Source organism: Cytobacillus pseudoceanisediminis, assembly GCF_023516215.1.
Lineage (GTDB): Bacteria > Bacillota > Bacilli > Bacillales > Cytobacillaceae > Cytobacillus > Cytobacillus pseudoceanisediminis.
In genome coordinates this window covers 5242459-5263674 of record NZ_CP097349.1, presented here as the reverse complement: position 1 = coordinate 5263674, position 21216 = coordinate 5242459, and the positions used below count along the sequence as shown (strand labels likewise).

The 21216-nt window shown below is 41.7% G+C and carries 16 protein-coding genes, 4 pseudogenes and 1 other annotated feature; of the genes and pseudogenes, 1 reads left to right on the top strand and 19 read right to left on the bottom strand.

What is annotated here, in order from left to right; genetic code table 11:
• Window positions 1-88: 88 nt before the first annotated feature.
• The 13 genes and pseudogenes from minC to M5V91_RS27880 form a co-directional block, all read right to left on the bottom strand.
• Window positions 89-598: pseudogene (gene minC / locus M5V91_RS27940) on the bottom strand (septum site-determining protein MinC); the annotation flags it as partial.
• 323 nt (window positions 599-921) lie between these two features.
• Window positions 922-1299: a rod shape-determining protein MreD gene (gene mreD / locus M5V91_RS27935; RefSeq protein WP_284521632.1), complete on the bottom strand. Its 378-nt coding sequence runs from the start codon at window positions 1297-1299 to the stop codon at window positions 922-924.
• The gene (locus M5V91_RS27930; RefSeq protein WP_284521631.1) at window positions 1296-1436 is read right to left on the bottom strand and encodes a hypothetical protein; all 141 of its coding nucleotides are present in this window, start codon (window positions 1434-1436) and stop codon (window positions 1296-1298) included. The genes mreD and M5V91_RS27930 overlap by 4 nt, the downstream gene beginning before the upstream one ends.
• Complete coding sequence (gene mreC, locus M5V91_RS27925) at window positions 1433-2317, bottom strand: rod shape-determining protein MreC (protein WP_019380303.1); 885 nt, start codon at window positions 2315-2317, stop codon at window positions 1433-1435. Before mreC ends, M5V91_RS27930 begins: the two co-directional genes overlap by 4 nt.
• A 177-nt stretch (window positions 2318-2494) precedes the next feature.
• Window positions 2495-3515, bottom strand: a pseudogene (locus tag M5V91_RS27920) (rod shape-determining protein).
• 160 nt (window positions 3516-3675) lie between these two features.
• A complete protein-coding gene (radC, locus tag M5V91_RS27915; RefSeq protein WP_251175117.1) occupies window positions 3676-4365 on the bottom strand; it encodes a RadC family protein in 690 nt (229 codons plus the stop codon).
• A 50-nt stretch (window positions 4366-4415) separates the two neighbouring features.
• Window positions 4416-4985 carry a Maf family protein gene (locus M5V91_RS27910; RefSeq protein ID WP_019380302.1) on the bottom strand — a complete coding sequence of 190 codons (570 nt, stop codon included), beginning with the start codon at window positions 4983-4985 and terminating at the stop codon, window positions 4416-4418.
• A 232-nt stretch (window positions 4986-5217) separates the two neighbouring features.
• Complete coding sequence (locus M5V91_RS27905; protein WP_284521630.1) at window positions 5218-5409, bottom strand: hypothetical protein; 192 nt, start codon at window positions 5407-5409, stop codon at window positions 5218-5220.
• A gap of 248 nt (window positions 5410-5657) precedes the next feature.
• Window positions 5658-6296, bottom strand: coding sequence for an SPOR domain-containing protein (locus M5V91_RS27900; RefSeq protein ID WP_284521629.1), 639 nt, complete (start codon window positions 6294-6296; stop codon window positions 5658-5660).
• Between the two features lie 185 nt (window positions 6297-6481).
• Window positions 6482-7240 (bottom strand): prepilin peptidase, encoded by a 759-nt coding sequence (locus M5V91_RS27895; protein WP_284521628.1) that lies wholly within the window; start codon window positions 7238-7240, stop codon window positions 6482-6484.
• 281 nt (window positions 7241-7521) lie between these two features.
• Window positions 7522-9171, bottom strand: coding sequence for a sensor domain-containing diguanylate cyclase (locus M5V91_RS27890; RefSeq protein ID WP_251175115.1), 1650 nt, complete (start codon window positions 9169-9171; stop codon window positions 7522-7524).
• 141 nt (window positions 9172-9312) lie between these two features.
• Window positions 9313-10632 (bottom strand): bifunctional folylpolyglutamate synthase/dihydrofolate synthase, encoded by a 1320-nt coding sequence (locus M5V91_RS27885; protein ID WP_251175114.1) that lies wholly within the window; start codon window positions 10630-10632, stop codon window positions 9313-9315.
• A 72-nt stretch (window positions 10633-10704) separates the two neighbouring features.
• Window positions 10705-13350, bottom strand: a complete 2646-nt coding sequence (locus M5V91_RS27880) for a valine--tRNA ligase (protein ID WP_019380296.1) — start codon at window positions 13348-13350, stop codon at window positions 10705-10707.
• A 54-nt stretch (window positions 13351-13404) separates the two neighbouring features.
• Window positions 13405-13661, bottom strand: a binding site (T-box leader).
• A gap of 239 nt (window positions 13662-13900) precedes the next feature.
• On the opposite strand from M5V91_RS27880, the gene M5V91_RS27875 reads away from it, so the two are divergent.
• Window positions 13901-14092, top strand: coding sequence for a YszA family small membrane protein (locus tag M5V91_RS27875; protein ID WP_019380294.1), 192 nt, complete (start codon window positions 13901-13903; stop codon window positions 14090-14092).
• A 13-nt stretch (window positions 14093-14105) separates the two neighbouring features.
• Here M5V91_RS27875 and ysxE read toward each other — a convergent pair whose 3' ends face one another.
• The 6 genes and pseudogenes from ysxE to hemC all read right to left on the bottom strand — a co-directional run bounded on the left by ysxE (window position 14106) and on the right by hemC (window position 21093).
• Window positions 14106-15164: a spore coat protein YsxE gene (ysxE, locus tag M5V91_RS27870; protein ID WP_009333146.1), complete on the bottom strand. Its 1059-nt coding sequence runs from the start codon at window positions 15162-15164 to the stop codon at window positions 14106-14108.
• A gap of 109 nt (window positions 15165-15273) precedes the next feature.
• Window positions 15274-16545: a stage VI sporulation protein D gene (spoVID, locus tag M5V91_RS27865; RefSeq protein ID WP_251266941.1), complete on the bottom strand. Its 1272-nt coding sequence runs from the start codon at window positions 16543-16545 to the stop codon at window positions 15274-15276.
• A gap of 504 nt (window positions 16546-17049) precedes the next feature.
• A pseudogene (gene hemL, locus M5V91_RS27860) lies at window positions 17050-18335 on the bottom strand (glutamate-1-semialdehyde 2,1-aminomutase).
• Window positions 18336-18399: 64 nt separating this feature from the next.
• Window positions 18400-19380 carry a porphobilinogen synthase gene (hemB, locus tag M5V91_RS27855; protein ID WP_009333151.1) on the bottom strand — a complete coding sequence of 327 codons (981 nt, stop codon included), beginning with the start codon at window positions 19378-19380 and terminating at the stop codon, window positions 18400-18402.
• A complete protein-coding gene (locus tag M5V91_RS27850) occupies window positions 19380-20162 on the bottom strand; it encodes a uroporphyrinogen-III synthase (RefSeq protein ID WP_251175112.1) in 783 nt (260 codons plus the stop codon). Before M5V91_RS27850 ends, hemB begins: the two co-directional genes overlap by 1 nt.
• A pseudogene (gene hemC / locus M5V91_RS27845) lies at window positions 20159-21093 on the bottom strand (hydroxymethylbilane synthase). The gene M5V91_RS27850 and the pseudogene hemC overlap by 4 nt, the downstream one beginning before the upstream one ends.
• Between the last annotated feature and the right edge of the window lie 123 nt (window positions 21094-21216).

Genomic DNA, 21216 nt, shown 5'->3' with positions numbered 1-21216 from the left:
TAGGTCTCAGATGCATTAATACTTGTAATCTATCTACAGTTATTTGATCATTTTCATCTATGTAAGCACATTCCATTTCTCTTTTTTCGTCATCCTGATCCTTGTCTGGAGCCCGGTTAATACAATTGCTGATCCTTAATTGGGATGGTTTCATAAGCGAAGCAACGATCACAGCTTCCTTATTCCCATGGCATCCGGCATGGGCTATGCCTTTTAGCGCCCCCATTATAAAGATGTTTCCACCTGCCATGACAGTGCCTCCGGGGTTTACATCTCCGATAAGAAGCAGATCTCCCGCCACTTCGAGAACCTGCCCGGAACGAATCACCTTCGCAACAGATACAATTTCATTTTCTTCCTTCTGTTTTTCAGCTTCTTCTTTGGTAATGACATTCGAGCTTATAGACTCAACGATCAGGTTCTTCTTTTGCCTTATTAACTCCTTCAATTCTTCCTGCTGCTCTTCTGTGAGATAACGATTGCCGACTTGTACCCTCACTGAAAGAAGCCGGTCTTCAACCGATCTCGAGTTTTCTGAAAGCTTTCTATCAAGTTCTTTCTTCAGCTCTCCATATGAACAGGAATCATCGAGATGCAGTGTCAGACCATCTTTCGTCCCTTTTATTGTAACGTTTTGGTTTTTTTCATTTCAAGATGTTCACCTCAATGATAAGAAACACATAAGTGCTGGTGGCACTCTATTTTAAAGCAGTCCATGAACTGCTATATTTTCAATCAGCCTCGCAGGGCCATTCTTTTAAAAATAAATTATGTCAATTATCCCTATCCAATTTGCCCATAAAGGTAGAATTCGACAGAAACCTTCTAAATTCCTTTTTTACTAAAAATTATTCATTTAAAAGAAACCGGATTAATCCGGTTTCTTTTAAATGAACTGTGAAATTATATCACTTCAAACAATTAGTCGTTTAAGCTATCTGAAAATTTTTCAGAAAGTCTTTTAAATGGATAAACAGCTAAAATAATGAAAATGGCATTTAAAATCAGAGTTGGCACGAGGCGTGACGATAGAAAAGCTGCAAAAACCATATCAGTATGGTGAATTAATAAGTTCATCTGGTAGACACCGGCCTCAAGGAGAGTGATGCCTAAAAGCACAATGATGGAAGCCATAGCCATATTTGTCTGAAGAATTTTCATCAGTTTAGTTGTAATAAAAGCAATGACTGGAAATAGAAACAGGTAAATGCCGATAATTTCAACATATACAATATCAAAAAGCAAGCCGAATAATAAGCTGTAAAGAATTCCGTGTTTTTTTGAGCCAAAGATGGTCAAAAAAGCAATCCGGCCAGCAGGAAACGGGGAACAGCTATTTTTCCGCTGCCTAACAAATCATGCGGAGTTATTTGAACAAATATGCTTTCACCGATAAATAAGGCCAGGAGTATGAGAGGAAGAAGGAATCTTCTCACAGTTCCTCCTCCTTCTCATCAACCATTTCCATTAGCTCAGGCTGTAAAGCACCTCTTTTGACGACCATTACATGTCCAATATCGTAGAAATCTGCCCCCGGCTTAACATAGGCGGTTTGAGTGAGACCAAATTCATCAGGAACAACATCTACAACCTTCCCAATCGGAAGGCTCTCAGGAAAAACACCGCCCAGACCTGAAGTAATAACGTTTTGATCCTTTTTTACCTTTGCATCATAAGGAATTCGCTTAAGCAAAAGAAGACCTTTTTCTTTATCATAGCCTTCTATCAGACCGAAAAAGTTATTATCGCCCGCCTGAATTTTTGCAGAGATGCGATTTGTCGGGTCCATTGAACTAAGAAGCTGAACTGTTGAAGTAAAGGTATTGCTGCTTTTCACTTTGCCGATCAGGCCTTTAGACGTAATAACAGCCATGTTCGGTTCAATGCCAGCATTTTTTCCCTTATTAATGATAAGCAATTCATGCCATCTGTCGGGATTTCTTCCTATAACAGTTGCCTGCTTTGGCTCAAATTCACTTAAAGAGTCTTTCTTATCCAGAATCTCACGAAGTTCTGTATTATCCTTTTTCAGTCGCTGAACCTCAGACTCAAGGCGTGCAAGCTCATCCAGCCTTGTCTTTAGCTCTTTATTTTCTTTGTATGTATTTTGCAAGTCTTCGACATTTTCAAAGAATCCTGCCACATAATTCACTGGGCTGGAAACAGCATTTTGTATAAACCCGGTAGTATCTTTTAAAAATTGTTCAGGCCAGGTCAAATTTTCTCTATCTTTTAAAGAAAATCCAATCAATGCCACGAGAATAATAATGCTGACAAGCAAAATAATCAGGCGTTTGTTCAAAAAGAACTGTGGCATCCGTTACACCTCGATTAGTATTTTTTCAGAAAAGATTGCGCCATTCAGGCACTGCTCAACAAAATATAACATATATCTGCAAAATTATCATTTATGGTTCAAGAAAAAACCAAATTTGAGCCCATGCACTTTTTAAGAAGTGAATGGGCTTTATCATTTTCTTATTCAGGCTTCAATTTATCTGGATTCTTTTGCTTTTGTTTTGAATAAATCGATATGGTCAAGAGCTTTTCCAGTACCAATTGCGACACAGTCCAATGGGTTTTCTGCAATAAGGACAGGCATTTTTGTTTCTTCGCTGATCACCTTGTCGAGGTTGCGAAGAAGCGCCCCCTCCAGTCAGGACAATACCTCGGTCCATAATATCTGCTGCCAGTTCAGGAGGAGTTTTTTCAAGAGTATTTTTTACTGCATCCACAATCGCATATACAGTATCATTCAATGCTTTTGAAATTTCTTCAGCAGTAATTTCAATTGTTTTTGGCAGGCCTGTCAGCAGGTCACGTCCGCGGATTTCCATGTTTTCAACACCTTCAGGATCTCCTGCAGAGCCAACCTCTACTTTAACGGTTTCTGCTGTACGGTCACCAATCATTAAGTTGTAAGTTTTGCGGATATAATTGATGATCGCGTCATCCATTTCATCACCGGCAATGCGGATGGATTGGCTCGTAACAATTCCGCCCAAGGAGATGATGGCAACTTCGGTAGTTCCTCCCCCGATATCAACCACCATGCTTCCTGTCGGTTCCCAAACAGGAAGATTAGCCCCGATTGCAGCGGCAAACGGCTCTTCGATGGTATAAGCATCGCGTGCCCCTGCCTGGCGGGTTGCATCGACAACAGCACGTTCTTCAACAGCTGTAATGCCGGATGGCACACAAACCATTACATATGGCTTGCCTGCAAAGAAGCCCTTATTTTTATTGGCTTGTTTAATATAATATTTCATCATGACAGCGGTTGTTTCATAATCCGCAATAACGCCATCCTTCATTGGACGGAGCGCAACAATATTGCCAGGTGTACGGCCGATCATATTTTTTGCATCATTGCCGACAGCTACAATATTTTTAGTATCTGTCTGCAGTGCTACTACTGACGGCTCTCTGACAACAATTCCTTTTCCTTTAACATAGACAAGTGTATTAGCTGTTCCTAAATCTATTCCAAGGTCTCTAGTACCGATTCCAAACATAAATGGTATCTCCCTTTCTGATACAAATTGCTCATTTTCCTAAGTAAGGTATTTTAATGGAATTTTCTTTAATTTTTCTAGTACAATGAGCCTCCAAAATGCGAGGCATCTCAAAAATCATAACCAATATTATAGCGTAACGTCAAATAAAAACATAGTGTTATAAATACCCTTTTTCCTTTAAACTGACAAATTTATTTTCACCGATGATAAGATGGTCCAGCACTTCAATGCCGATTATTTTCCCGGACTCTGCAAGTCTCTTGGTTACTTCAATATCTTCCCGGCTTGGAGTCGGATCACCGCTCGGATGATTATGAATGCAGATAATCGACGCAGCCGATCTGCGAAAGGCCTCTTTAAAAACCTCTCTCGGATGAACAATTGAAGCATTCAGGCTTCCAATAAAGATGGTCTTCTTATGAAGCACCTGATTTTTTGTATTTAAATAAAGGCATACAAAATGTTCCTGAGACAGGAATCGCATATCATGCATGACATAATTTGCTCCATCCTCAGGAGAACGGATAGTATATCTGTCGTCATATGTGAGAGTTGAAATCCTCCGGCCAATTTCAACTGCTGCCAGCAGCTGTATTGCCTTTGCCGATCCTATTCCTTTAATGGCCGTTATTTCATCCAGGGATGCATCCTTTAATAGCCGGAGTCCTTCAAAATGGGTAAGAAGCCTGTTCGCTAATTGGAGGACAGATTCATCTTTCGTGCCTGTTCTGAGTAATATCGCTATCAGTTCGTGATTGGATAAGCTTTGCGGCCCATTTAGGACAAAGCGCTCACGAGGGCGTTCATCCTGAGGGAAATCTTTAATCAATAGAGTATCCGTTTGCATATTTTCCTCCCTAAACTCTGGGGCCAGGAGCTGAGGATGAAAAAAGTATATTAAGGAAGCGAATATCCTGCTTTCCTTAGTTCACGAACCGTTCTGGAGACAGGAAGGCCGACAACAGAGAAATAATCTCCATTTATGCTTTTTACAAGCATGCTGCCAATGCCTTGTATCCCATATGCACCTGCCTTGTCAAATGGTTCACCGGTGCCGATATAAGAGTCAATTTCTTCATCTGTTAACTCCCAGAACACCACATCGGTTTTTTCATAAAATGTAATTACATTTTCAGGCGTCACGATGGATACACCTGTGTAAACAGAATGGGTGGTTCCAGACAGACTTTTGAGCATAGTGAAGGCTTCCTTGCTGCTGCCTGGCTTTCCTAAAACATTGCCGTCTTTAACTACAACTGTATCTGAGCCAATTACATATGAATCAGGGTGTTTATTAAATACAGCCTGTGCCTTTCTATGGGCAAGCTCCTTCACGATCTCTCCTGGTTTCAGCACTGGATCAAAACTTTCATCGACATCACTGCTGGAGACTTCAAATTGCAAATGAAGATTTTCAAGAAGTTCTTTTCGCCGCGGGGAAGAAGAGGCTAAAATGAGGTTTTGCATGTAATCACCTTACCTTTATGTATCATATTGGGAGATACAGATTAATCGTATCAAAAAATTGCCAGACAAACAATTTTTAAGAGGTAATTTGTAGATATTTTTATCATAAATTATCGAAATGTGGCAAAAAGAAAGAGTCTGTCTAAATTTCCCGAACAGACTCCATTTAATATGTGATATTTCCCAGAAAATATTCGAATCGGATAAAATTATAGCACAATATGCCGGGTCCTTACTGCCCGTCTGACTGGAGCAGAGACTGATAAGCGGCAAGAAATGCCAGCAGGTGCTCCTGAATTTTACCGGCTGATGCAGAATCCCCTGCCTGCTGGTAAGTTTCTATTTGCTTCGAGGCATCCAAAAGTTCCTCTTTTATAGATGTCAGGCTTTTATTTTGAATTTGATCTGCCTGCAGTTCATTCACTGCCTTGCTATGATTTTTTATTTCCTGAGCCGTCTCTGGCGCTATGGAGCTGCCGAGAGAGGCACTGGCAGCGCCTTCTGAGAGGCTTTGATATAAAGCAGGTGCAATGTCAGCCAGCTTTTTCTCTTCAGCATTCAGCCCTTCAATTACTTTACCTTCAAAGGCAACTTCTTTTGCAAATACATCAATTCCTTTGCTTTTTAGATCGGCACCTATTTCCTTCGCCTGATCAAGACTTCCGGATACCCCTAAAAAAGAAAAGTCTGCTCTCCCATTTTTAATGATTGGCTATAGACTCCTTTTTGCGAGTTCGCTTCCTGGACTTGCTGTGCTGCCTCACTGTTTGACCATACGCCGCCTTGAACTACGTATGCTGTTAATGTTTCTAATTCTGCGGCTGCAGCGGGAGCCTGCTGATTTGATGCTGCCGGAGTTTCTTTAATTGGAGGCGCCACAGTTTCGGCTGCCTGATCGGTAAATACCAGCTTCAGCATGATGAATCCGAAGCCAGTCCCAAGCAGAACAGCAAAAAAGACAGCCAGAAAAATGGATGTTAAGAATCCTTGCTTATTTCTTCCCTGGAATTTCTTAGCCAGTGTACTCAAACCATTTTTAGCTGGTGATTTAGGAGGGGCTTCTATTTTATATTCCTTTATATCCGCATCTTCCGTACCCTCAGGCAGAATCCAGTCAAAGCTGTCATCCGCCTCTTTGCCTGCCGCTGTTTGTATGGATGCGAAAAATTCAGTTTGTTCCTGTTTTTTCTTTCTATCCAGCTGTCTCGGATCCCATGCTTTTTCCTGCATTTCTTCCTTTTTCTCCTGAAACGGACGGTCCTTGCCATTTATCTTAATCGTGATCGTTTTCTCGCTTTTAGGCTTGTCCATATCTCATCCTCCTTCCGTGCCGTTTCCTGAATTGTTTTCATCCTAACATAAGAAAAAAAAATAACAAGACTTTTGTCGTCTTGTTACGGAAGGATTTCGTCAAATTTTTCATTTTGATTTTCAGTTAGATCTAATTTATTTATAGGTATTCCTTCATTGCCATCAGAATAGAAAAATTACAGATTTTATACCCACAGGACTCCGTGAAAGTACCATTCAATCAATTCATTGCCATAAAAGTAAGCAATTATTGTTCCCAAACCAATAAAAGGACCGAATGGAATTGGTTTTCCCTTTTTCACAACTCCTATAAGCATGCCTATGCCACCTAAAAATGCTCCAAACAAAGTGGCTAAAAAAAACGAAAGCAACACAAGCTTCACACCTAAAGCAATACCAATAACTGAGTATAGTTTTATATCTCCTCCACCCATGCCGCCTTTACTGATTACAGCTATAAATAAAAGGAGTAAAAAACCAAGTATCCCACCTGCTAAACTGTCCCACCAAGGAGAAAGAGGAATAAGAATACGTTCTGCTGTTAGGATCACACCAAAAACTAAGAGAACTTTATTTGGAATGATCATATATTTATAGTCAGATACAAATATAATGACCATAAGAGAAACTAGTGTCCAGGCAACAATCACCTCGGAAGTCCACCCTAAAATTAATGGAGCAGCAGCAAACAAAGTACCTGTCGAAAGCTCTGCAGCCGGATATAAGGCTGAAATTGACACCTTACAGCGCCTGCATTTTCCACCTAGAAATACATAAGACAGAATTGGGATAAGCTCCAAATATGATAAAGTATGCTTACAGTGTTTACAATGAGATCTCGGCTTTACTATTGATTGATTTTCAGGAACCCTTAGGCCAACTACATTGTAGAAAGAACCTAATATGGTACCGAATAAAAATAATATTATTAAGAGATTTAGCATAAATATCAACGCGCCGGCGCAGGCACAAGAAAGCTGGATTTCCTCAGTGTCCTATTTTATATAGAGGTCCTCAATATTGTGATATGCCCGCAGCTTGTTTCCTCCTCCAAAATTTGTAAAACCAAAAAAATATAAATATACTTGGACAGTATATGTGTATTCTTTATGAACTTCAATGATGTATATCACTAACATTACACCAATACACTATAGGACCAATATATTAATAGGTAAAAAGGTTTATTTTCACAAAAAAATCCTTTTGACAAACAAAAGGATTTTTACTTCACATATTCCGCAACCCTATTTCTCCCTGCCCGCTTCGCTCCAACATATAATGCCCTGTCAGCATGGCGTATAAGGGCCAGTGAATCATCAGCATCTTCAGGTGCAGCAGCTACCCCAATGGAGGCAGTTATATAAACTTTTGTGCTGCTGCTGCTTCCATCGATGTTCTGTTTGAGTATGAATGGACGGTTAGCTATGGTCTGCCTGATAAGCTCTGCCCAGGCAAGCGTATCTTCTTTGCTTGTATCCGGCATTAAGACAACAAATTCTTCTCCGCCATATCTGGCAGCAATTCCTGCTTCATCTATTAAATTTGCCAGCCTGCCTGCCAGTTCGCAGAGAATTTCATTTCCGCTTTGGTGCCCATAAGTATCGTTCACTTTTTTAAAATGATCGATGTCAAGGATGATGAGTGAAAGGAATTCTCTTTCACCATTTTGCAATCTGCTGAATTCTTCATTTAATTTAGCTTCCATATATCTATAATTGAATAGTTTCGTTAACGCGCAGCGCTCGCTTTTGGCTTTTGTTTCCTCATAGTGCTTTGCATTCTCTATTGCTATTGCAAAGTGCGAACATAAAATATCGACAATCATGAGCTGTGACTTTTCATAGGACCTCTTTTTTGCTGAAGAAAGCAGCAGTATCCCCAATACTTCATTGCTCCTGACTATTGGAACACAAATAAGGCTTTCGGCATCTTCAGGCAAGAATTCCTTAGCAATGCTTTTCCATTTCTTCCGCGAATGGAAAAGGGCAGATTTTCGGGTACCCAAAACCAATCCGCTGATTCCCTCACTTTTTTTGGTAGGCTTAAGGTCATTCGGCTTTATTTGTCCATGCTCAATTCGGTAAATGGAGTGAAGTTCATCGTTATCCTTAATATCAAGAATATAGGCATAGTCAACAGGCAACATTTCGCTCAATTTCAAAATAAAAAGCTCCATAACCTCATTCACATCAAGGCGCTCTGCCATTTGATGCCCTATATCTGCGGCTTTTTGAAGGTATTCAATAACCTTTTCACTTGAGTAATAAAGATGAAGAATGATAGAAAGACTTACAAATGGGACCCCTACAAACAGCAGTGCAAGAATTCCCACTTCAGAATATAAAATGTAAAGGATAAGGCCAATCGGGAATGTTATGAGAGAGGTAACAGTTTCCCATATAAGGTCTTTTTCCAGAAAGGATATTTTCCTGCCATACAATGCAGCCTGAATTACACTGATTAATACCTGATTTAAAGTAAAATGGATTATCGGGTATGCTGCAGCAATCCAGAAATATTGGGGATTTTCTATTAGATCTACGCCTATTTTGCCACCCATTGCAAAGTAAGCCAGCCCGCTCAATAAAGATAATGTAAAGAACAAAAGTGAGTTAAGCGGCAGACGAAACAGCTGATCCTTTTGTATTTTCAGCCTTAATAGAAGTACCAGGATCCCCAATTGTACCATTATCATTTCAGCAAAGAGCCCAAAGGTTAAAAACACTGCCATCGTAACCCATTGAATTAAAAAGATTGGTGTATTATTGATTACCATCGGCATGGAAGAAACGAAAAACATCAATATGAAAAAGGCAAACAAACTGATTCCCTGTCCTGAAAAATCTGGAGGGTAAAAATGATAGGTTAGCATGGAACCTGCAGGAAATATTAATATCCATAATAACCATATTATTTTTTTGGCTTGTGAACTAACGATCTTTTCCCCCTCCTCCAATTTATTCAGGAAAATAGTCGGATAACACGAACATTTTATCAAATTTTCTAACTTTTGTCATATTTCATTTATTTTTTTCAAAAGATTCAAAAGAATAGGCTTCACTTCTGAGAGGAAGTAAAGTGATCCGGTAATAACCAGTACGCTGTTTTTTCCTGCTTCACGAAGTTCAGCCTCCAATAGCTCCTTCCAGTCCGTATGAAACTGTCTCCTGCTGTTTTTACTGAGATTATATAAATCTTCAGCTGCTGCTGCTCTCGGAAACTCAAATTCGGTAAAGGTGATGCGATCTGCAGCAGAATCAAGCTTACCGATCATTTTATCAAGCTTTTTATCAGCAAGTGCAGCGAATACAATATTTTTGCTTTTATCCTCAAAACGGTTGTTCAGCTCAGCAGTTAAGGCAGCTATCCCTTCTTCATTATGCGCTCCATCTATTACTACCAGCGGGTCTTCAGATAGAATTTCAAATCGCCCGGGCCAGAAAGCTTTTTTCAATCCCGCTCTAATATGATTTACCTCTATAAGGAAAGAATAAAATTTATTCAATAGCTCTGCTGCCATTACAGCAAGGGAAGCATTTTCAGTCTGGTGTTTTCCGCTCATTCCTGTCTCAAGATCAGGGAAGTTCTGAAAGACTGTCTTAAGGGAGAAGAATTCTCCCAGGTCCAGGGATTTATGATCAGAAATAGCAAACTCATTCCCCAGCTGATAAACTGGTGACTTCATGCTTAAAGCTTTATCTTGAATAACAGCGAGCGCTTCTTCTTGTTTAACAGCTGTAATCACACTGACTCCAGGTTTAATGATTCCCGCTTTTTCAAAAGCGATTTCCTCGTATGTATTCCCAAGGATAGCTGTATGGTCGAGTCCGATGCTTGTAATGATTGATAATATAGGATAGATGATGTTCGTAGAGTCATACCTTCCGCCAAGGCCCACTTCAAACAAAACGAGATCCACCGGCTGTACATGGCCAAAATATTGGAAAGCCATGGCGGTAATGATTTCAAACTCGGTTGGACCGCCGAGTTCCGTCTGTTCCAATTCAATCGCAAGCGGATATATATCATTAGCAAGCCGAACAAGATCTTCATCGTTAATTGGAATTCCGTTCAGAGAAATCCGTTCATTAAATTTCTCAAAATATGGCGATGTAAAAGTTCCGACAGAATAACCCGCCTCCTGAAGAATGGATCTTAGAAACGTTACAGTTGAGCCTTTACCATTCGTTCCGCCAATATGGATGGACTTAATTCTTCTTTCGGGATGCCCGAGTTTTTCCATCATCCATTCCATCCTTTGCAGTCCCGGCTTCATCCCAAGTCTTAGCCTTGAATGAATCCATTCCAGTGCTTCCTCATAAGTAGAAAACATATATAAATGCACCTCCGTTATACAGGAAGGAAGACGAATCCTTCATATGGACCCGCCTTCCGCAACTATTAATTATTCTCCTTTTAGCTCTTTAATGCGAGCTTCTACAGCAGCTCTCTTCTCGCTGTAGTCTTGTTCTTTTGCTTTCTCTTCTTCAATTACCTTTTCAGGCGCTTTTTTAATAAAGCCTTCGTTTGAAAGTTTCTTCTGGACTCTTTCAACTTCTTTATTTAATTTATCCCACTCTTTCTGAAGGCGGGCAACTTCTTCTTCAATGTTAATCAGGCCTTCAAGCGGAAGGATGATTTCTGCACCAGTCACAACTGCTGTCATCGCCTTATCAGGCGTCTCAACATTCAGAGCCAGCACTAGTTCTTCTGGGTTACAGAATCGTTCAATATAGGCACGGTTATTTTCCAGTGTGCCCAGAATTTCCTCATCCTTAGCTTTTACCATCATTTTAATCTTCTTGCTCATAGGCGTGTTTACTTCAGCACGGCTGTTGCGGACAGAGCGAATAATTTCTACAAGCAGCTTCATTTCATTTGCAGCCTGGTTATCAGTGTATTCATTGTTAACTGCCGGCCATTGTGCAGCCGTAATGGATTCACCTGAATGAGGAAGGTTCTGCCAAATTTCTTCCGTGATAAATGGCATAAATGGATGCAGCAGACGCATTGTATTGTCCAGAACATATGCCAGGATGGAACGGGTGGTTTTCTTGGCAGCTTCATCTTCTCCGTACAGCGGAAGCTTTGCCATTTCGATATACCAATCACAGAAGTCATCCCAAATGAAGTTATACAGCACTCGGCCAACCTCGCCAAACTCATAGCGGTCAGATAATCTTGTAACCGTCTCAATAGTTTCATTCAAACGGGTTAATATCCATTTATCAGCAACAGACTTTTCACCGCTTAAATCAATTTCTTCATATGTTAATCCATCCATGTTCATTAATGCAAATCGGGATGCATTCCAGATTTTATTGGCAAAGTTCCATGTTGCCTCAACCTTTTCCATACTGAAGCGCAGATCCTGTCCCGGCGAGCTTCCTGTAGAAAGGAAATAGCGGAGTGAATCAGCACCATACTGATCAATTACATCCATTGGATCAACGCCATTTCCAAGGGACTTACTCATCTTGCGTCCCTGTGAGTCACGAACAAGACCATGAATTAATACATCCTGGAATGGACGCTCCCCTGTAAATTCGAGACCTTGGAAGATCATTCGTGATACCCAGAAGAAAATGATGTCATAGCCAGTCACCAAAGCAGCAGTCGGATAGTATCTCTTGAAATCGCTTGAGTCTGTATCCGGCCAGCCCATTGTTGAAAATGGCCATAGAGCTGAACTGAACCAGGTATCCAAAACATCTTTGTCCTGTTCCCAGTTTTCAATATCTTCTGGTGCTTCGTGCCCTACGAAAACCTCACCTGTCTCTTTGTGGTACCAGGCCGGGATCCGATGCCCCCACCAAAGCTGGCGTGAAATACACCAGTCACGAATATTTTCCATCCAGCGCAAATACGTTTTTTCAAATCGCTCTGGAACAAAGTTTACTTTTTCCTCTTTAGTTTGAAGAGCGATGGCTTCATCAGCAAGAGGCTGCATCTTTACAAACCATTGTGTTGAAAGGTAAGGTTCAACAACTGCGCCGCTGCGCTCTGAATGGCCCACAGAATGCATATGCTCTTCAATTTTGAAAAGCACTCCTTCGTCCTGAAGATCCTTCACGATCTGCTTGCGGCATTCAAAGCGGTCCATACCTTGGTATTTACCGGCTCGGCTGTTCATTGTGCCGTCTTCATTCATTACAAGAATTCTTTCAAGATTGTGGCGGTTTCCTATTTCAAAATCATTTGGGTCATGAGCCGGCGTAATTTTTACTGCGCCGGATCCGAAATCCATTTCTACATAATCATCTGCAACAATCGGAATTTCGCGTCCTGTGATCGGCAGTTTAACCGTTTTGCCGATTAAATGCTTATAGCGGTCATCTTCCGGATGTACTGCTACAGCTGTATCGCCAAGCATCGTTTCAGGGCGTGTAGTGGCAATTTCGATATGTCCTGAACCATCCGTTAAAGGATATCTCATATGGTAGAAGGCACCCTGAACATCCTTATAAATAACTTCGATATCAGAAAGAGCCGTTTTTGTAGACGGATCCCAGTTAATAATATACTCGCCGCGATAAATCAATCCTTTATTATAAAGTGAAACGAAAACTTCTCTTACAGCTTTTGAAAGGCCTTCATCCAGTGTAAAACGTTCGCGGCTGTAATCAAGTCCCAATCCAAGCTTTGACCATTGCTGGCGGATATGGCTGGCATACTCCTCTTTCCACTTCCATGTTTCTTCTACAAATTTTTCACGGCCTAAATCATAGCGGCTTTTGCCGTCATTGCGAAGCTTTTCTTCAACCTTTGCCTGAGTGGCGATGCCCGCATGGTCCATTCCTGGAAGCCATAGAACATCGTATCCCTGCATTCGCTTCATTCGAGTAAGGATATCCTGAAGAGTTGTATCCCATGCATGACCGAGATGAAGCTTTCCTGTTACATTCGGAGGCGGAATCACAATTGTATATGGCTGCTTTGTTTCATCGTCTTTTGCTTCAAAGAATTTACCTTCCAGCCACCAGTCATATCGTCCTTTTTCAATCGCCTGCGGATCATATTTCGTCGGCATTGATAATTCATTATTATCCATGTGTCATTCTTCCTTTCTGAAAGCAATCCAAAAAATAAAAAACTCCATTCGCCATAAAAGGACGAATGGAGTTTGCTTCGCGGTACCACCTTTTTTTCAATCACTAAAGAAAATCAGGGAAAGACATTCTTATAGAGATTGACACTTAAACAGATAACGGATTTCCCGTCTTTTACTACTTGGCTGCAGCCTTTCGCAAAAGATGCTCTAGGGCGACCTTCCAACAGTTTTGCCTGGATAACCTTTCAGCTGCTGGTTTTCCTCTCTAAAAGGCAAATCGCCATTGTACTCTTCCCTGTCTTAGCATCGATATACAATTTTATATATAAAATATACTACCGAAAAAAGACTGTTATAGTCAATAAGGATACCCGAGTTTTTTATATATTATTCATTATTTCTACCGAAGTGATGATGATTTTGCCCGAAAAAGACTTCTTTAGGGGAGTTTTAAAATACTGTTATACAGGAAAGAAACGAAAATAGGCACTTTACCGAAAAATGAATCATAGAATATACATATGAACATTCGGGAAAGGGGCATGCGACAATGAGAAGAAAATATAATCCTTACACACTGCCTCCCTGGTTAAGAACTTTCAGGAATGTATGTGCACAGTTCATAATCCCGTTCTGTGTTTTTCAAGGCATAAGAACAATTTTGCTGCCTACCACCTTTGATGTACTGCTGCTATCGCTGTTCATTCTGATTGCTATTGCTTTCCATCTTCAATTGGTTTAGGAGCCCGCATCTTTTAGCTTTGGGCTCCTTCTTGTGCTTGAGCTTCGGCAGCTGCTTTTGCTTCTTGTTTTTGCCTCTCGATCTCATCGATTCTCATTACAGCATATTCAATATTTTTCAAGAGCCAATACTGCCTTTGCAAATGCTGGACAGCCTTTCTTTCTCCCCTTTTACTCTCCCCTTTATAATATTGTTCGGCCGCCCTGATAATAGGACCCGGATGAGCAAAGTAGCTTTGAAACAGCAGCATCTCATCGTCTCTGAATGGAAAGTATTTCATATAGGTGTAAATCCACTCTACACATTCTTCTGATCTTTTTGGATAAGTTTTCAGAGTCCTTGATAAAAACGGCAATATATCATGGAGCGGCGACCCCTGTCTTGCATTTTCGAAATTCGTGAAGTACCCATATCCCCTATCATCGTAAAGAAAATGCTCGGTTGAAACTTTCCCATGGACGATTACCGTTCGTGCTTTGTCGCTTTCTTTTGTTTTTTCATACCAATCTTTAAATTTGTTTGTGGAGAATTTTAGTCCCTGGCTGACGTCGTGATAATATAGGGAAAACATTAGCTCAAAAGGAGACATATACTCTTTTCTTTCACAGGCTTCGATAAATCCCTCCAAGAACTCCTTTTCTTTCTCCCATTCCTGCAAAGTTTTTTCATAATGTTCGGTTCTGTCTTCCTTGTTTATAGGAACTTCCCTCGAGGACAATGTATGCAGTCTTGCCAATTCCCTCAGCATCTGCTGATGCCTCTCAAATCTATCCTCTTTTTCTTCATTAGGCATCCATGGCATTAAATAATATAATTCATTCTGATGGAGCACCCCATATCTTCCATCCACCGTCGGGTAAATAGGGACAATTCTGTTATAGCCTTTTTGAAAGAGGGTTTGTACATGCCTTATAAAATCTGCTCCATGCTGAGGCTTTATTTTCTTCAAGGCAAATACACCTTTGCTGCTGTATACCTTCTGAACTCTCCCAAACTCCTCTACAAAATGCGGCTCTATTGAATAATGATTTAAAATAGGGGAGACTTTCCGCAGCCGATTTTTTTCTTCCACCTTAACCACTCACTTTCCAGAATGAGAAAAAATGATGTTATTCTAAAATATATTGGTTAAACGAAAATAGCTGAGCGGGTTATTAATACCTGCTCAGCCTTTTAACCATTTAATGGGCTACCGCAACAGGAATGTACAGCACTTGCCCTTCATAAATATCCTGATTGATTTCAAGGTGATTCACCCGTAATAGCTGCTGGGCTGGTATATCATACCTTTCAGCAATGGCATCAATTGTGTCGCCGTTCTGCACAATGCAAACCTTGAGCTTAACATGTTCCTCTGTCTCTTCCTTCCGGGCAAAGAACTCTGTTAACGACATGCTTTTCTTCTTGGAGAGTTTCTTCTTCTTAGCCTCCTGTTCTGAAGAGGATGAGGATTCCTCTGTTTCCTCATGGGTTTCCTGTGCAGCCGCTTGAACAGGCTTCTTTTCAAAGGAAGGACTATCTGATTCGGATGCTTCCGTCATTTGATAGATTTCCTGTGCGGTTGGCGGTGCTTCCTCCTCATTGCGCTGAGAAGAAAAAGATATTTCCGGTGCAGTTTTCGGAGTCTGTTCTTCTTCTTCTGGCTGCTCTTGTTTTAATTCGAGCGCCGCCGGCACTGAAGGTCTAATGACGGCCTGCTCTTCCACTTCAGGCTGCTTTCTTGCTTCTGCCTCAAATGGAATAAAAACCTCATCGGTTTCTGACTGCTCTTCCTGCGGATCCTCTTCCCGTACATCTTCCTCGGCGCTCGAGTATACCTGTTCCTCTCTTTCTTCCTCTCTTTCTTCCTCTTCCTCTAGGTCCTGTTCTTCTTGCTGATATGACGGCCATTCCTGCTGTATAATTTCTTCTTCCTCTGTCTCCTCTGCCACCTCAGAAGATCTGTACTGAATCTCTAATTCTTCCGTTTCAGTTTCAGCTTCCGCTTCTTCCTCCCATTCTTGAACAGGAATATGCTGCTGATCACCATATAATCCGGTAATGGTTAAATTAGCTGTCAATTTCATACAGCTTCTTTCCGGCAGAACATAATCGAAGGACTCTACCGCAACATCAATATCGTAGATGCTTTGGATTCTATTATTCGGAATGGTTATATCGACAGGAAAATAGTGTTTGAATTCACAAACTCCTTCTCCTCTTTCTTCAACTGTCTGAACGAATTTGGTGACTGCCAAACCCTCTTGATCTTCCTCGGATGCTTCTTCATCGCTGCGTCTATACTCACCTGCCAGTTCAAGTGCTCCCTGGATTGTTACATATTGATCGCTTTCCTGAATTGTTATATTGGGGTCTAACGAGATGGTAATCAGGTCCGATACTTCCTGTCCTTTTTGAAACCATACTGATTCTTCTAAAGAAAATCGTAAGCACGATGGATTCCCCTGAGACAAAGCGACTCCTCCCTTCGAATCTTTACGTTTAATCACTATGTCATTAACAATCCTATGAAGGATTAGGATACTTTATGATTAGAAAAATAGCGCTCTAAGGGAATCTTAGATTAATTTAGAAAAAGTTCCTTAGATAAGACTTTTTTAGCGGCTGTTTGCTATGAGTGTTGATTTCCGCTGCAGGCACTCAAGCTTCCCTGCGGGGCTGCCGGGAGCCTCCTCGGCGCTATGCGTCTGTGGGGTCTCCCTGTACGCTACTCCCGCAGGACAATAAATAAGCTTCCTTGAATCAACACCGCACGAATAAAATGCGGATACATTTTCGCGGGATTAGCGCCTTCCACTCCAATCAACACCGTGCAAAATAAAAATTTTGCATTTTCACAGTCTATTGAATCCAGCCACAGGAAAGGGGTTTCTCCCAAACGATGGATAAAAGCTCTAATAACTATATTTCCAAGGGCATAAAAAAACACCCATCAATCGATGAGTGTCAGGTCTTGCTTATTTTAATTTTGAAAATGCCTTTTCCGCTGCCTGGATAGTCTTTTCAATATCTTCATCAGTGTGTGCAGTTGAGAGGAAGAGTCCTTCGAATTGGGATGGCGGCAGGAAGACTCCCTGGTTTGCCATTTCCCTGTAGTATTCTGCAAAGAACTCCAGATTGGATGTTTTGGCTTTTTCATAGTTAATAACATCTTCATTTGTAAAGAATATACCGATCATTGAACCTGCACGGTTAATGGTGTGCGGGATATAATATTTTTCTGCAGCTGCTTTAAGCCCTTCTTCCAGTCTGTCTGCTTTTCTTTCGAATTCTTTGTAGGAATGTGGAGTCAGCTGGCTTAATGTCTCGTAACCTGCTGTCATGGCAAGAGGGTTTCCGGATAGTGTTCCTGCCTGGTAAATTGGACCGCTTGGTGCAATCTGCTTCATAATTTCCGCTTTTCCGCCATATGCACCGACTGGGAGCCCACCGCCAATAACTTTTCCAAGACATGTAATATCCGGTGTCACTCCAAAGTAACCCTGCGCACAATTATAGCCGACGCGGAAACCAGTCATTACTTCATCAAAAATAAGCAGAGAGCCGTTTTGTTCTGTAATTTCTCTTAAGCCTTCAAGGAAACCTGGCTGAGGAGGAACGACACCCATATTTCCAGCTACCGGTTCCACAATCACACCTGCGATATCGTCTCCGAATTGCTCAAAGGCATATCTTACGCTTTCAAGGTCATTGTAAGGAACGGTAATTGTATTTTTGGCAACTCCTTCAGGAACCCCCGGACTGTCAGGCAGCCCCAGAGTTGCTACACCAGAACCAGCTTTAATTAAAAGGGAATCGCCGTGGCCATGATAGCAGCCTTCAAATTTCATGATTTTATTTCGGCCGGTATATCCTCGAGCAAGCCTCAGGGCACTCATAGTAGCTTCTGTTCCGGAAGAAACCATTCGCACTACTTCAATGGAAGGCACACGTTCAATGACCAGCTTGGCAAGATCGTTCTCGATTTCGGTAGGAGCGCCAAAGCTTGTCCCCATTTCAGCTACTTTCTTAATACCCTCGACCACACGTTCATTAGTATGTCCCAGGATTAATGGGCCCCAGGACAAAACATAATCGATATATTCATTTCCATCGATATCGTAGATTTTAGAGCCTCGTCCGCGTTCCATAAAAATGGGGTCCATATTAACTGATTTAAATGCACGTACAGGAGAGTTTACTCCCCAGGCATCAATTCGCTTGCCTCTTTAAAAGCCTTGTTAGATTTTTCGTAAGAGCGCATGTCATCCCTCTTTTCGTTTAATAAGAAGTTTTCAATTACTAAGACTTACTAAGACATCATATTATTAGTCCTGTTCCTTAATCCACCTTGCCGCATCTTTCGCATGGTAAGTAATAATTAAATCACTTCCTGCACGCTTCATGCCTGTGAGCATTTCCATGACGATTTTCTGTTCATCGATCCAGCCGTTCTGTGCAGCAGCTTTAACCATTGAATATTCACCGCTCACATTATAAATCACAATCGGCAGGTTGATGTTGTTTTTCACATCCCGAACAATATCCAGATAAGGCATTCCCGGTTTAACAATCAGGAAGTCTGCCCCTTCCATTAAGTCAGATTCTGCTTCTCGCATGGCTTCCATGCGGTTGGAAGGATCCATCTGATATGCTTTTCGGTCGCCAAATTGCGGCGTGCTGTCAGCTGCATCACGGAAAGGACCATAGAATGCAGATGCATATTTAACCGCATAAGACATAACCGGGATATCTTCAAATCCGGCTTCATCAAGACCTGCCCGGATAGCTGCTGTAAATCCATCCATCATATTTGACGGGGCAATTATGTCTGCTCCTGCTTTAGCCTGGCTGACAGCTGTCTGCACAAGCAGTTCAAGGGATGCATCGTTCAGCACTTCTCCATTTTCAATTAATCCGCAATGGCCATGATCGGTATACTCGCAAAGGCATGTATCAGCAATTACGATAATTTCCGGATATTTAGCTTTTATAAATCTTGTAGCTTCCTGCACGATCCCATGATCATGATAAGCCTGCTCCCCGCATGCATCTTTCTCTTTAGGTATTCCAAATAAGAGCACCGATTTTATTCCAAGAGAAACAACTTCATTCATTTCCTCTTCGAGGTGATCAAGCGACAAATTGTATATTCCCGGCATCGAAGGGATTTCTCTTTTAATATCGTCTCCTTCTGCCACGAAAATTGGATAAATTAAATCCTCTGTACGCAAGAAGTTCTCACGGATAAGCGCTCTCATATTCGGACTTTTGCGAAGGCGTCTATGTCTATTAAATTGAAGATCCATTAATTTTCCCTCCTGATTTCTGCCAAGTAGCTAATAATGCTCTTAAGCATGTTATGTACTGTATATTCTTCAGGAACCGCATGAACCTGCAGCCCATAAGCCTTTGCGCGTTCTCTAGTCACAGGCCCGATGCAGCCCACCACACTGTCTTTAACAGCATTCTCATATCCAAGCTCCTTTAAAGCCCCTATAAAATGATCTACTGTGGAAGGGCTGGTAAAAGCAAGAATATCTAACCCTTTTCCTGAAAGCTGTTTTTTTAACAGACCGATGCTTTCACGTGGAAAAGTTGTCTCATAAACAATGATTTCATCAACGTCTGCACCATTTTCCGAAAGGGAGGCTGCGATATAGTCACGCGCCAGATTCCCTTTGGGGATTAATACTTTCATCCCTTCTTCTACTAATGGCAAAAAATCCTCAACAAACCCTTCAGCAACATAATCCCGAGGCATAAATTGCACTTTTAATCCCTTATCCATAAGCAATTTCTTAGTCTTCTCTCCGATAACCGCTATGTTAGGGAAAGGCCCGCCCTGACTCAGATTTTCAAAAAAAGCGTCCACAGCTGTCGCGCTTGTGAAAATCACCCAATCATAAGTTTGAATCCGCTTATGTGTTTTATATAAAGTTTCCTTATCCTGCAATGGCTCGAAAGCAATCAAGGGGATCTCAACAGGTATCCCCCCATAGCTTTGGATAAGAGCCGAAAAGGAGTGAGCCTGTTTTTTCCCTCTTGGCACTAAAACAGTCATGCCTTCTAAAGGGGAAGTCTGTTTCATTGCCCGTCAAGCTCCTCTTTCACTCTGTCAATCAGCTCTTTGGCCCCTTGTTCGGTTAGCATGTCAGCCATCTTAACACCAAGTTCTTCCGGATCAGAACCTGCTAGGGTCTCCTTATAAATCACTTTTCCATCAGGGGAACCTACAAGTCCGGTTAACTCCATTTCACCCGTTTCATTAATTGTGGCAAACCCTGCAATCGGAACCTGGCAGCCGCCTTCCATTTTATGAAGGAACGCACGCTCTGCACGTACAGTCTGATTCGTCTCAGAGCATGTAAATTTATCCAGCAATGCACGAAGCTCCTTATCACTTTCACGGCACTCAATGGATAGTGCCCCTGGCCAACAGCCGGCACACAAACTTCCGGCTCCAGGAATTCTGTAACAACATCAGCCGCCCAGCCCATTCGGGAGAGACCTGCTGCTGCAAGAATAATCGCATCATATTCTTCCGTTTCCAGTTTAGATAATCTGGTATCAATGTTTCCTCTGATCCACTTAATCTCCAGATCCGGACGCTGTGCCAGCAATTGTGCCCCTCTGCGCAGGCTGCTTGTTCCTACAATAGATCCTTCCCTTAAGTCATTCAGTTTTATATGCCCTTTTGAGATAAGGGCATCCCGATGGTCTTCTCTTTCAGGAATGCTGCCAATTGTCAGCCCTGCCGGAAGAACAGCGGGCATATCCTTCATGCTATGTACAGCCATATCTATTTCTTCATCAAGCATGGCCTGCTCTATTTCCTTTACGAACAACCCTTTTCCTCCGACCTTTGAAAGGGTAACATCAAGAATTTTATCACCCTTAGTGACAATTTCCTTCACCTCGAACTCAAAGGATGGATCAATGCTTTTCAATTGGCTGATCACCCAATTTGTCTGAGTTAGTGCCAGCTTGCTTCGTCTTGAACCTACGATAATTTTTCTCATGACTGCCTCCTGCAAATATGTCTAGCTATGGCTCCTGCTGAACAGTCGCCTCCGCTTTTCTTTACTATGTCCAGCTGCGGCTCCTAGCCCCTCGAGGTCATAAGCTGGTCTGCTCTGCGGCAA

Bases quoted from the DNA above. Each gene is read 5' to 3' on its own strand.
- mreC (WP_019380303.1), bottom strand. From the start codon at position 2,317: ATGCCACAGTTCTTTTTGAACAAACGCCTGATTATTTTGCTTGTCAGC.
- radC (WP_251175117.1), bottom strand. From the start codon at position 4,365: ATGCAAACGGATACTCTATTGATTAAAGATTTCCCTCAGGATGAACGC.
- M5V91_RS27910 (WP_019380302.1), bottom strand. From the start codon at position 4,985: ATGCAAAACCTCATTTTAGCCTCTTCTTCCCCGCGGCGAAAAGAACTT.
- M5V91_RS27900 (WP_284521629.1), bottom strand. From the start codon at position 6,296: ATGGACAAGCCTAAAAGCGAGAAAACGATCACGATTAAGATAAATGGC.
- M5V91_RS27895 (WP_284521628.1), bottom strand. From the start codon at position 7,240: ATGCTAAATCTCTTAATAATATTATTTTTATTCGGTACCATATTAGGT.
- M5V91_RS27890 (WP_251175115.1), bottom strand. From the start codon at position 9,171: ATGCTAACCTATCATTTTTACCCTCCAGATTTTTCAGGACAGGGAATC.
- M5V91_RS27885 (WP_251175114.1), bottom strand. From the start codon at position 10,632: ATGTTTTCTACTTATGAGGAAGCACTGGAATGGATTCATTCAAGGCTA.
- M5V91_RS27880 (WP_019380296.1), bottom strand. From the start codon at position 13,350: ATGGATAATAATGAATTATCAATGCCGACGAAATATGATCCGCAGGCG.
- M5V91_RS27875 (WP_019380294.1), top strand. From the start codon at position 13,901: ATGAGAAGAAAATATAATCCTTACACACTGCCTCCCTGGTTAAGAACT.
- hemB (WP_009333151.1), bottom strand. From the start codon at position 19,380: ATGGATCTTCAATTTAATAGACATAGACGCCTTCGCAAAAGTCCGAAT.
- M5V91_RS27850 (WP_251175112.1), bottom strand. From the start codon at position 20,162: ATGAAACAGACTTCCCCTTTAGAAGGCATGACTGTTTTAGTGCCAAGA.